This is a genomic window from Kitasatospora sp. NPDC041988 (genome assembly GCF_055588525.1).
Genome location: NZ_JBVJCO010000048.1, coordinates 53,724 through 66,346 on the forward strand (window position 1 = coordinate 53,724; position 12,623 = coordinate 66,346).

The 12,623-nt window shown below is 71.2% G+C and carries 6 protein-coding genes; 4 read left to right on the top strand and 2 right to left on the bottom strand.

What is annotated here, in order from left to right:
* Positions 1-157: 157 nt before the first annotated feature.
* Positions 158-1,387, top strand: a complete 1,230-nt coding sequence (mycP, locus tag ACZ6NC_RS34020; protein WP_465737722.1) for a type VII secretion-associated serine protease mycosin — start codon at positions 158-160, stop codon at positions 1,385-1,387.
* Between the two features lie 119 nt (positions 1,388-1,506).
* Here mycP and ACZ6NC_RS34025 read toward each other — a convergent pair whose 3' ends face one another.
* Together ACZ6NC_RS34025 and eccCa are read right to left on the bottom strand one after the other, a co-directional pair.
* Positions 1,507-2,916 (bottom strand): APC family permease, encoded by a 1,410-nt coding sequence (locus ACZ6NC_RS34025; protein WP_465737723.1) that lies wholly within the window; start codon positions 2,914-2,916, stop codon positions 1,507-1,509.
* 481 nt (positions 2,917-3,397) lie between these two features.
* Complete coding sequence (gene eccCa, locus ACZ6NC_RS34030) at positions 3,398-7,345, bottom strand: type VII secretion protein EccCa (protein ID WP_465737724.1); 3,948 nt, start codon at positions 7,343-7,345, stop codon at positions 3,398-3,400.
* 543 nt (positions 7,346-7,888) lie between these two features.
* Here eccCa and eccD point away from each other — a divergent pair.
* The 3 genes from eccD (at position 7,889) to ACZ6NC_RS34045 (ending at position 12,513) form a co-directional block, all read left to right on the top strand.
* A complete protein-coding gene (gene eccD, locus ACZ6NC_RS34035) occupies positions 7,889-9,349 on the top strand; it encodes a type VII secretion integral membrane protein EccD (protein ID WP_465737725.1) in 1,461 nt (486 codons plus the stop codon).
* A 184-nt stretch (positions 9,350-9,533) separates the two neighbouring features.
* A complete protein-coding gene (gene rpsO / locus ACZ6NC_RS34040; protein ID WP_148645116.1) occupies positions 9,534-9,824 on the top strand; it encodes a 30S ribosomal protein S15 in 291 nt (96 codons plus the stop codon).
* A 481-nt stretch (positions 9,825-10,305) separates the two neighbouring features.
* Entirely contained in the window at positions 10,306-12,513 is a 2,208-nt protein-coding gene (locus tag ACZ6NC_RS34045; protein WP_465737726.1) for a polyribonucleotide nucleotidyltransferase, read from the top strand.
* Positions 12,514-12,623 lie beyond the last annotated feature (110 nt).

The following is a 12,623-nucleotide window of genomic DNA, read 5'->3' on the forward strand; positions in this document are numbered from 1 at the left end:
GAGAAAAACAAAAAAAAAAAACAGAACTCTCGGGCCTGGACGGGGTTGAACCCCCCTCAGGGGGGGGGGGGGGCCCCCGGGGGGGGCGGGTGCCCCCCCCCCCCCCCCCCCGCCCCTGACGCGCAACCACGGGGTGGAAGACATGAGGGGTGGCAGGGTGTCCGTAGTCAGGTACCGGAAGGCGGCCGCGACGGCGGCGGCGCTCGCGGTGCTCGGCGGCCCGCTGGCCGCCCCGGCGTACGCGGACGGCCCCGCCATCGCCGCCGCCGGTGACTGCTCCAAGTCCGCCCAGAACGTGATGGCCGTCCCGTGGTCGCTCCAGCGCATGGTGCTCGACGAGCTCTGGCAGGGCGGCCGGACCACCGGCGCGGGCGTGACCGTCGCCGTCATCGACACCGGGGTGGACGACACCAACCCGCAGCTCGCCGACAAGGTCGTCGACGGTGGCTCGCTGCTGAAGGAGAAGGACGGGCAGAAGCCCGAGGGCGGGGGCAAGGTCGACCCGGTCGGCCACGGCACCAAGGTGGCCGGCATCGTCGCCGCCGCCGCCCGCAGCGAGGTGACCGGCTTCGTCGGGCTCGCCCCGAGCGCCCGCATCCTGTCGATCCGCCAGAACGACGCGGAGGGCAGCGGGGACGTCCACACCCTGGCCGCCGCGATCAGCCAGGCGGTCCAGCAGGGCGCCAAGGTCATCAACATCTCCCAGGACGTGCGCGGAGCCGGCAACACCGCCTTCGCCGGCTACCCGGAGCTGAAGGCCGCGATCGACGCCGCCGAGGCCAAGGACATCGTGGTGGTCGCCTCCAGCGGCAACGACGGGCAGAAGGGCGACACCTACCCGGCGGCCTTCCCCACCGTGCTCGCCGTCGGCGCCTCCGACCGCAACAACGAGCGCGCCCCGTTCTCCCAGTACGGCGACTTCGTGGACGTCGCGGCGCCCGGCGTCGACATGCTCTCCACCGTTCCCCACGGGGGCCAGTGCGTGGACAACGGCACCAGCTTCGCCGCGCCCTACGTCTCCGGTCTGGCGGCGCTGCTGGTCGGCGCCCACCCCAAGTGGAAGGCGCGGCAGGTCCGCGCCTGGATCGAGCAGACCGCGCAGCGCACCGACCGCAAGGCCAACGAGTACGTCGGCTGGGGTGTGGTCGACCCGGTCAAGGCCGTCACCAAGGCACCCGAGGCGCCGCCGGAGGACCCCAAGGAGGACCCGCCGGTCGAGCTGGCCGCCGCCCCGATCGTGCCGCAGCCGGTCGGTCTCGGCGAGACCCAGGCCGACCGTGACGGGCGCACCGCGACCTACGTGCTGGGCATCGGCGGCCTGCTCGTCGCGCTCCTCGTCGGTGGCGGCATCGTGCTGCGCGATCACCGCCGCCGCCCCTCGAACTGAACCGGAGACTTTTCCGCCTGACTGCTCACGCCGCCCACGGAGAACGGCAGTGCCCCGGGCCTGGGGGAGCCCGGGGCACTGCCGTGTGGGGGAGGGGTGGGGGTCCTGCCGGGCCGTTCTCAGGCCTGCTGGTCCTCGGGGAGGGTGATCACCCAGCGGGTGTCCTGCCGGGGGCGCAGGTAGAACAGCCAGTAGAGGGTGGCGACGGCGGTGATGCCGCCGGTCCAGAGCAGCGGCACGGTGTCCAGCTGGGTGATGACGTAGACCAGCACGACGATCAGGACGGCCGGGACGGCCGGCCAGAGCGGCATCCGCCAGGCGGCGGCGTGCTTGTGGTGGTTGCGGCGCGAGAGCAGCGCGGCGATCGCGACCAGCAGGTACATCCCGGTGACGGCGACGCCGGTGATCTCGCTCAGCAGCTCGCCCTTGACGAAGCAGAGCGCGGCGCCGGGCAGGCCCACGGCCAGGGTGGCGACCCAGGGGGAGCCGAACCGGCCCAGGGTGGAGAAGGCCTTGTTGACCGGCTCCGGCCAGGCCTTGTCACGGGCGGAGGCGAACAGCACCCGCGAGTTCTGGATGACCATGACGATGCCGGCGTTGATGATGGCCAGCGCGACGCAGAGGCTGATGAAGGTGCCGACGGCGGAGTTGCTCCAGGCGGTGACCATGCCGGAGATGTCGCCGGAGGTCAGCGTCTCCAGGTCGGGGGCGCCCATGGTGATGGCGGCGACCGGGATCAGGATGACGGCGGCGGAGATGGCCAGCGTCCAGAGCACGGTGCGCGAGACGTTGCGGCGCGGGTTCTCCAGCTCCTCGGAGAGGTAGACCGCGGTGGAGAAGCCCTGGGTGATGAAGAGCGCGATGCCGAGCGCGCCGACGATGGCGCCGATGCTCACCGTGGTGGCGGCGCCGCCGTCACCGGCGACCACGCCGTGCAGCATGCTCGGCGCGTTGCCGTTGGCGTGGGCGAAGCCGAGCACCGAGACGACACCGGCGGCTATGACCTCCAGCACCAGGAAGATGCCGGTGATCCAGGCGTTGGCCCGCAGGTCCAGCAGACCGGCCAGGGTGGCGGCGAGCATGACCGCGGCGCCCGCGATCGGCTTGTCGACGTGCATCACCGGTGCGAGGTAGTCGGCGGTGCCGAGGGCGATCACCGAGGGGACGATCATGACCACGATCAGCGAGAGTACGAAGACCAGCCAGCCGGCCAGTCGTCCGGCCAGGGTGCCGACCATCGCGTACTCGCCGCCGGCGCTGGGGATCAGGGTGCCGAGCTCGGAGTAACAGAAGGCGACGGCGATACAGAGCACCGAGCCGATGGCGATGGCCAGCGCGGTGGCGCTGCCGATGCTGGAGAACAGCTCCGGGACGATCACGAAGAGCGTGGAGGCCGGGGTGACGCAGGACAGCGTGAGCAAGGTGCCGCCCACGACGCCGATCGAGCGCTTGAGCGTCTGGGGGGAGGCGGCGCCCTCGGCGGCCGCAGCGGGGGCTACGGCGTGTGGCGGGCGAAGCGTGTCGGTCATGTGGCTTCCGATCGGCTCTGAGCGGTCCTGGAGAGGGAGCGGTATCGCCTCCGCTGGCTGGCTGCTCTGGGTCTTGGTCCTGACGCTCCCGGGCCGCCATGGAACCTTGGGCGTATTGATCGCGTCAATGCCGGAATTGCTTCGGAATCCGTTGCGATGGAAGGCATAAACATGCGATCCAATGATCACGCGCGGTCATTATCACGTATGTCCGACTTGTTACCTTGCCCGGATCGCACTTGAATCCAAGGTGAACGGAGCGTTGCGCGCTCTCATTCAAAGGCTACTGCTGGGTGTGAGGGTGACTCGCCAGGCGGCCCTTCGCCGTCCGGCCCCCGTCCGGCAGGGTGCGGGAACCGCAGCGGCAGGCCGGAAAGATCTAGGTAACGTTTCAGCACCTGGGATGCGAAAGGGGTCGGGCTCCTGGGAACCCGACCCCTCGATCACTTTCCGTGACCACCGCCGACGGCGGCCGCGCATACTATGCCGACGGCAGCCAGCCCGTCTGGACCATCTGCCCGCTGGTCACCCGGCGCGAGACGAACACCCCGCGGCCCGGCGGCAGCGGCTGCGGCTTGACCGTCCCGAGCAGCGCGCCCTCGTCCTTGTTGCCGGACAGGATCACGCCCTGGCCGCCCAGCTCGCGCATCCGCTGCATCACCGGCTCGTACAGCGAACGCCCCGCGCCACCCGCGCTGCGCGCGATGATCACACGCAGGCCGATGTCCCGGGCGAACGGCAGGAACTCGGCCAGCGGCGACAGCGGGTTGCCCGAACTCGTCGCCACCAGCTCGTAGTCGTCCACGATCACGAACATGTCCTTGCCGCTGTACCAGCTGCGGTTGCGCAGCTGCTCGGCGGTCACGTCCGGGCCCGGCAGACGGCGCGAGCAGGCCCCGCGCAGCATCTCCACGATGCTGGTCATGGTCGGCTGCGCGGCCGCGTACTCCACCAGGTACTCCTGGGGCACCGCGCCGAGCAGCGCGCGCCGGTAGTCGCCGACCACGATGCCGGCCTGGTCCGGGGTGTACCGCTCGGTGATCTGCTTGATCAGCAGCCGCAGCAGCGCCGACTTACCGGACTCGGTGTCACCGAAGACGATGAACAGCGGGTCGGTCTCGAAGTTGACGAACGCCGGCGCCAGCTCCAGCTCGTCCACGCCGAACGCGACCCCGCGCTCCGGGTGCTCGAAGCCCTTCGGCAGCGCGAACCCGTCCAGCACCGTCGGCAGCATCCGGACCTGCGGGGCGCGCGGGCCCGTCCAGGCCGCGTTGACCGCCGCCACCAGCCCGGCCACGCCCTGCTGCAGGTCGTCCGCCGAGCGGGAGCCGTCCAGCCGCGGCAGGCCCGTCAGGAAGTGCAGCCGCTCCGCCGTGATACCGCGCCCCGGAGTGGACGGCACGTTCTGCGCCACCCGGCGGTCCACCTCGGACTCCATCGAGTCACCGAGCTTCAGCTCGGTCCGGTTCTGCAAGAGGTCCTTCAGGGCCGGGCGGACCTCCGCGTACCGGGCCGCCGTGATGATCAGGTGGACGCCGTAGCCGAGGCCGCGCTGGGCGATGTCCCCGATCACGCCCTCCAGCATCTCGAACTCCTGCTTGAAGGTGTTCCAGCCGTCGACGACCAGGAAGACGTCGCCGAACTGCTCGTCCGGCAGCTGGCCGGCCGCCCGACGGGCCCGGTACGTCGCGATCGTGTCGATCCCGGTCTGCCGGAACAGCTCCTCGCGCCGGTTCAGCACCCCGTGCACCTCGCTGATCATCCGGCGCACCTTCTCGGCGTCCAGCCGCCCGGCCACCCCGCCGACGTGCGGCAGGTCCTGGAGCGACTGGAAACCGCCACCGCCGAAGTCCAGCAGGTAGAACTGCGCCTCCAGCGGGGTGTGGGTGAGCGCGAACGCGGCCACCGTGGTGCGGATCATCGTCGACTTGCCCGACAGCGGACCGCCCACCACCAGACCGTGGCCGCCCGCACCCGAGTAGTCGTGCTCCAGCACGTCGCGCTTCTGCTCGCGCGGCCGGTCCACGATGCCGACCGGCACCTTCAGCCGGCCCAGGCTGCCGGACCCGGGCGAGGTCAGCCCGCGCTCCGCCGTCGCCTGCAACGGCAGCATCAGCTCGTCCATGCTCGGCGGCTCGTCCAGCGGCGGCAGCCACACCTGGTGCGCGGCCGGGCCCTGGCCCGCCATCCGCTGCACGAAGACGTCCAGCACGGTGTCGACCAGCGCGTCGTCCAGCTCCTCGACCTCCGGCTCCACCTCCTGGACCTCCGGCTCCACCACCGGTACCTCGGCCGCCGAGAACAGCACGGGCTGCGCCGTCAGCAGCCGCCCGCCGGTCGACCGCTGCTGCCCGGGCGCGCGGTACGGGCCCGAGACGTACGCGGCCTTGAACCGCTCCATCACGTCGGTGCCGAACTTCAGGTAGCCGACACCCGGCACCGGCGGCAGGTGGTACGCGTCCGGCACACCGATCGCCGCCCGCGACTCGGCCGCCGAGAAGGTGCGCAGACCGATCCGGTACGAGAGGTAGGTGTCCAGACCGCGCAGCTTGCCCTCCTCCAGGCGCTGCGAGGCCAGCAGCAGGTGCACACCCAGCGAACGGCCGATCCGGCCGATCTGGATGAACATGTCGATGAAGTCCGGCTTCGCGGTCAGCAGCTCGGAGAACTCGTCGATGATCAGCACCAGCGACGGCAGCGGGTCCAGTGCCGCACCCGCCGCGCGGGCCCGCTCGTACTCGTTCACGTTGGCGTAGTTGCCCGACCGGTGCAGCAGCTCCTGGCGGCGGACCATCTCACCGTCGATCGCGTCGCGCATGCGGTCGACCAGGGTGAGCTCGCCCTCCAGGTTGGTGATCACCGCGGAGGTGTGCGGCATGTCCGCCATGCCGGAGAAGGTCGCACCACCCTTGAAGTCCGCCAGGACGAAGTTCAGCGTCTCCGAGGAGTGCGTCATCGCCAGGCCCAGCACCAGGGTGCGCAGCAGCTCCGACTTGCCGGAGCCGGTCGCGCCGACGCACAGGCCGTGCGGGCCCATGCCCTCCAGCGCGGCTTCCTTGATGTCGAGGTAGACGTGCTCACCGCCGGCCCCGACCCCGATCGGCACCCGCAGCTTCTCGTGCTGCGCCCGCGTCCGCCAGCTGCGCGACACCTCGAAGGAGCCCGGGTCGCCCGAGTTCATCAGGTCGGTGAAGTCCAGGTTGGACAGCAGCGGCTCGTCGTCACCGCCGGCCGAGGCCCGGTACGGCGCCAACTGCCGGGCCAGCGCCTCGGACTGCCAGGTGGAGAGGGTGTCCGGCTTGCCGGAGTAGGTCGCGCCCGACGCCGAGCGGAGCACCAGCTCATCCGGCGTCACCGTCACGATCAGGTGGCCGGTCGGCTCGTCGAGGTCGCCCGGGACCACCTCGACGATGGTCACCCCCTGGACACCCTCCGCGCCGGCCAGCATCGAGTCGTGCGGCACCGACGCGCCGTCCATGACGACGATGATGTGCGGCTGGTCCGAGGACGGCGTCGCGTCCCGCACGAACCGCTGGCGGCCCGCCAGTTCGTCCTGGAGCAGGAACTCCAGCTCACCGAGGCCGGTCGCGATCAGGCGGCGCGAACCCGCGCCGTCGCTCTCCTTGCGGTGCTGGTTGTGCGGGAGCCACTTGGTCCACTCCCACTCCTCCGCCGCCCCGGGCGCCGCGGCCACCGTCACCAGCAGGTCGTCCGGCGAGTGCAGCGTCGTCAACTGGGCGATCATCGCCCGCACGTTGCCGTACACGGTGTCCGGGTCCCCGCACACCGTGATGTGGTAGAAGGCGCGCAGCGAGACCGCCAACGGCAGGTCCTGCAGGGTGCCGTGGGCCTTGAGGAAGGTGTGCATCGCCGCCGCGGAGAGCGGCTCCAGCTCCTCCATGGGCGCCGTCTGCGGCGCCACCAGCGGCGTCGACAGCTGCACCGGCCCGCGGCCGACCCGGATCTGCGCGAAGTCGGCGTCCCCGGTGCGGCGTTCCCACAGCCGGCGGCCGTCCGCGACGATCGACCAGAGCTGGTCCGGCTCCGGGTTGAGGAACAGCTGCGCGCCGCGCTGGCGCTCGGCGGTCCGGCGCACCTGGCGGCGCATCTGCTGCAGGTACTTCAGGTAGTCGCGGCGCTCGTCGGCGGTGGCGGTCGAACCGCCCTTGCGCGCCCGCACGATCTGGGCCAGTGCCATGCCGACCGTCGAGACGATCATCAGGCCACCCATGATCTTCATCGGGGCCTGCGCGCCGGGCGAGAAGAAGAACACCGCGGAGCCGCCCATGCCGAGCATCGGCAGGAGGCTCATCATCCAGTCCTCGCCGCCGGACCTCGGCAGCTCGGGCGGGGTGACCAACTCGACCGGCTCGTCCGGCACCGCCGGCGGATAGGCCCGCGCGGGTCGCTTGACCGTGATCACACTCATGCGCCCACCTCAATGCGCCCGGCGGTCGCTTCGCGAGACGCGCACCTTCCGACGACTCTCCCCCAGCCTCCGGCCGGGGGGACCCCCATGCTCCGCTCACTCATGTGCGCACCACACCCCACGGCCTCGAACGGCTCGCTCAATCACTTCGGCATCAGCCCTCACGCAACTGGATACGTACGGGTGAGGGCGCCCCGTGTGACGCCGCCCCCGCTCCGCCGACCGCAGGCACCCGGGGAGGAACGCGGCCCCTTCCCCCGTCGCCTTGCGCAGGGGCCGATCCTACTGGGCGCCCGTCCGGCAGCTCAGCCCGGGCCCGCGGCACCCTCGCGGCCCGTACCTGCACCACCTCCTCACCCCTGCGCGCCGGCGACCACGAACGGAGCGGGTAGGGTAACGCCGCGCCAACTCATGGCCGGATCGAGCCAGTTCCACCCGGCCGGCGCCGCGCAGCAGCCAGACCGATCGCCGCCGGCAGAGCGGCACCGTCTACAAGGGGGAGCGCCCAGTGCGTCGAGTGATGGGTGTCAGCGAGGTAGGGGCATGAGTACCTCCGCCACGACCGGTTTCTGCCGGGTCACCGTCGTCGCCCCGGACAGCCGGATCGACGTCGCCCTGCCCGAGGACGTTCCGCTCGCGGACGTCTATCCCGAGGTGCTGCGCCTGTCCGGGCAGACCCAGCCGGACGGTGCCCCGACCGGCTTCCACCTCGTCCGCCGCGACGGCACCGTGCTCGACAGCGGGTTGCCGCTCGCCGCCCAGCAGGTCCGCGACGGCGACCTGCTGAGCCTGCGTCCCTTCGCCGAGTCGCTGCCGCCGGCCGTCTACGACGACGTGGCCGACGCCATCGCCAGCGCCGTCGAGGCCGACCGCCGGTTCTGGAGCCCCGAACTGATGCGGGCCTTCGGCCTGATCGGCGCCGGCGTGCTGCTCACCCTGCTCGGCTTCGCGCTCTGGTTCTCCGACCTGCGCCACGACATGCACGGCCTGCCCGGCATCCTCTCCGGCGTCACCGCCGTCCTGCTGACGGCCCTGGCCGGCGTCCGCGCCCGGGTCTACCAGGACGCCTGGGCCGCCCTCGCGCTCGGCCTCGGCGCGCTGCCGCACGCCCTGATCGGCGGCAGCGGCATCATCGCCCCCGCCCACGCGTGGGACGGCCCGGGCCGGCTCCAGTTCCTCACCGGCTGCGTCGCCGCCCTGGTCGTCGCCGTGCTGCTGGTGGGCCTGCTGCCCGAGAAGGACTCGCTGTTCGTCGCCGCCGCCTTCATGGCCGCCGCCGGCGCGCTCGCCACCTTCGCCGCCGTGCTGCTGCCCGGTACCCCGGCCGGCCACATCGCCGCCGTCACCGGCGTCGCCGCCACCGCCGTGATCGGCTTCCTGCCCGGCCTCTCGGCCCGCTTCGCCCGGCTGCCCGTCGGCTTCAGCGCCCCCGGCCAGGCCCGGACCCGCAGCCGCGACTACGACGAGGAGGCCGGCCGCGCCGAGGCCGTCCAGTACGAGCGGATCGCCCACCAGGCCCGGCGTGGCCACGAGGTGCTGGTCGGCCTGGTCGGCGGCTGCGCCGCGGTGATCGTCGGGGCCTGTGCCGTGCTCGGCTTCACCGACGAGCTCTTCCCCGAGCTGCTCGCGCTGACCCTGGGCATCGCCACCATGCTGCGCGCCCGGCTGTTCCGCTACACCGCGCAGGTCTTCAGCCTCACCATCGCCGGCCTGCTCGGCCTGTCGCTGCTGATCGTCGGCCTCTCGCTGCACACCCCGCTGTTCATCCTGAAGGCCGCCAACGCGACCGAGGTCGACCTGCGCACCATCTGGCTGGCCGCCTCGATCGCGTTCGGCGCCGCGATCCTCACCGCGATCGCCCTGGTCGTGCCGCGGCTCGGGGTCTCCCCGTTCTGGGGGCGCATCCTGGACCTGGTCGACAGCCTCACCCTGATCGCCCTCGTCCCGCTGGCACTCGGCGTGCTCGACATCTACAGCCTGGTACGCGGCGGCATCACCGGCTGACCCGGTCCGACGGCCCGGCGGCAGGCCGGACGGGCGGCACTGGTACGCTTGCCTTTCGAGTGCACCAGTGTGTCCGCCCCACGCGGGTCGCAGACCGCCGGCCGCGCTCGCAGACGACACCGAGTTCTCACAGAGTCCTGTGCCGTAGACCAGGACCGCTCGGTATCACCTCGAAGGAGTTGCAGTGGCTCTCGCCTCTGACGTCAAGAAGCAGATCATCGCCGAGTTCGGCCAGAAGGAGGGCGACACCGGCTCCCCCGAGGTCCAGGTGGCCATGCTCTCCCGCCGTATCTCGGACCTGACCGAGCACCTGAAGGCCCACAAGCACGACCACCACTCGCGTCGTGGCCTGCTGATCCTGGTCGGCCAGCGTCGCCGCCTGCTGCAGTACCTGGCCAAGAAGGACATCGAGCGCTTCCGTACGCTCGTCGACCGCCTGGGCATCCGCCGCGGTGCCGCCGGTGGCGCCCGCTAAGACCGCCGCTCGGGGCGGCTCCCCACACCGGGGAGCCGCCCCTCGCGCGTATGCCGCGGCCGGTGCCCCGCGGCGCCCCGGACACCACGCCGGACATAACAACCGCGCATAACAACTCGCGCGCACCTCCCCAGGTGCCCGAGGATTGCACCGTAGGGTTGTGGGCATGCCGGGTGATGGCGCGACACCGCGCCACCCAGGCGGAAAGACCCCAACCCCCGCGGGACGAAGGCTTCAAACGGAAGCCGCCCGCATCCGAGAGAGCGTCCAGACGCGGACCGCCCGTCCAGGCCTGGCAGCCGAGAGGCGCCGGTCCTCGGTAGTGGCCGCCGGAAGCCCCGCAGACCGAGCGGGGCCCACCGGAGGCTTCGATCGAAGACCGGCCCGGACTGCCTTCCTCTGTGAAAGAGGGCCCCGGGCCACCGGCAGGCGATGCGCGGGGACGCTCTCCCGGAGACGTACGAAAGAGGAGATCTTCCAGGTGGAAGAGAACGTGTTCTACGCCGAGGCCGTTATCGACAACGGTTCCTTCGGCACCCGTACCATCCGCTTCGAGACCGGCCGTCTGGCCCGTCAGGCCGCCGGCTCCGCCGTGGCCTACCTGGACGACGACACCATGGTGCTGTCGGCCACCAGCGCGTCCAAGCAGCCGAAGGAGCACTTCGACTTCTTCCCGCTGACCGTGGACGTCGAGGAGCGGATGTACGCCGCGGGCCGTATCCCCGGCTCGTTCTTCCGTCGCGAGGGCCGGCCCTCCGAGGACGCGATCCTCACCTGCCGCCTGATCGACCGCCCGCTGCGCCCGTCCTTCGTCAAGGGCCTGCGCAACGAGATCCAGGTCGTCGTCACCGTGATGGCGCTCAACCCGGACCACCTGTACGACGTGGTGGCCATCAACGCCGCCTCCGCCTCCACCCAGCTGGCGGGCCTGCCGTTCTCCGGCCCGATCGGCGGCGTCCGCGTCGCGCTGATCAAGGGCCAGTGGGTGGCCTTCCCGACCCACAGCGAGCTCGAGGACGCCGTCTTCGACATGGTCGTCGCCGGCCGCGCGCTGCCGGACGGCGATGTCGCGATCATGATGGTCGAGGCCGAGGCCACCACCAAGACCATCAAGCTGGTCGCCGACGGCGCCGAGGCCCCGACCGAGGACGTCGTCGCCGCCGGTCTGGACGCCGCCAAGCCGTTCATCAAGGTGCTCTGCGCCGCCCAGTCGAACCTGGCCGCCCAGGCCGCCAAGCCGACCGGTGAGTTCCCGGTCTTCCTGGACTACCAGGACGACGTGCTCGCCGCGCTCACCGCCGCCGTCAAGGACGAGCTGGCCCAGGCCCTCACCATCCCGGGCAAGCAGGAGCGCAACAACGAGCTGGACCGCGTCAAGGCGATCGCCGCCGAGAAGCTCCTGCCGGAGTTCGAGGGTCGCGAGAAGGAGATCAGCGCCGCGTACAACGCGCTGACCAAGAAGGTCGTGCGCGAGCGCGTCATCAAGGACAAGGTCCGCATCGACGGCCGCGGTGTCACCGACATCCGCACCCTGGCCGCCGAGGTCGAGGCCATCCCGCGCGTCCACGGCTCGGCCCTGTTCGAGCGCGGCGAGACCCAGATCCTGGGTGTCACCACGCTGAACATGCTGCGCATGGAGCAGCAGCTCGACACGCTCTCCCCGGAGACGCGTCGCCGCTACATGCACAACTACAACTTCCCGCCGTACTCGGTCGGCGAGACCGGCCGCGTGGGCTCGCCCAAGCGCCGCGAGATCGGCCACGGCGCGCTGGCCGAGCGGGCGATCCTGCCCGTGCTGCCGACCCGCGAGGAGTTCCCCTACGCGATCCGCCAGGTCTCCGAGGCGCTGAGCTCCAACGGCTCCACCTCGATGGGCTCGGTCTGCGCCTCCACCATGTCGCTGCTGAACGCCGGTGTGCCGCTGAAGGCCGCCGTCGCCGGTATCGCCATGGGCCTGATCTCGCAGGAGATCGACGGCGAGACCCACTACGTCGCGCTGACCGACATCCTGGGTGCCGAGGACGCGTACGGCGACATGGACTTCAAGGTCGCCGGTACCCGCAACTTCATCACCGCGCTGCAGCTGGACACCAAGCTCAACGGCATCCCGGCGTCGGTGCTGGCCGCCGCGCTGAAGCAGGCCAAGGACGCCCGTCTGCACATCCTCGACGTGATGAACGAGGCCATCGACGCGCCCGACGAGATGTCGCCGAACGCGCCGCGCATCATCACCATCAAGATCCCGGTGGACAAGATCGGTGAGGTCATCGGCCCCAAGGGCAAGATGATCAACCAGATCCAGGAGGACACCGGCGCGGACATCACCATCGAGGACGACGGCACCATCTACATCGGTGCGGTCGACGGTCCCTCGGCGGAGGCTGCCCGTACGACGATCAACCAGATCGCCAACCCGACCATGCCGGAGGTCGGCGAGCGCTACCTGGGCACCGTGGTGAAGACCACGACGTTCGGCGCGTTCGTCTCGCTCATGCCGGGCAAGGACGGCCTGCTGCACATCTCGCAGATCCGCAAGCTGGCCGGTGGCAAGCGCGTCGAGAACGTCGAGGACGTCCTCGGTGTCGGCGCCAAGGTCCAGGTCGAGATCGCCGAGATCGACCCGCGCGGCAAGCTCTCCCTCATCCCGGTCGTCGAGGGCGAGGAGGGTGGCGAGGCCGCTTCCGAGTGAAGCGCCGCTAGCCTCCCCATTCAATAAACGCGGTCGCGGGGGGGGGGGGGGGGGGGGGGGGGGGGGGGGGGGGGGGGGGGGGGGGGGGGGGTGTGGTGGGGTGGGGGGGT

What these genes read in the sequence shown, in the direction of transcription:
- eccCa (WP_465737724.1), bottom strand. Translation starts at nt 7,345, where the DNA reads ATGAGTGTGATCACGGTCAAGCGACCCGCGCGGGCCTATCCGCCGGCG.
- eccD (WP_465737725.1), top strand. Translation starts at nt 7,889, where the DNA reads ATGAGTACCTCCGCCACGACCGGTTTCTGCCGGGTCACCGTCGTCGCC.
- ACZ6NC_RS34025 (WP_465737723.1), bottom strand. Translation starts at nt 2,916, where the DNA reads ATGACCGACACGCTTCGCCCGCCACACGCCGTAGCCCCCGCTGCGGCC.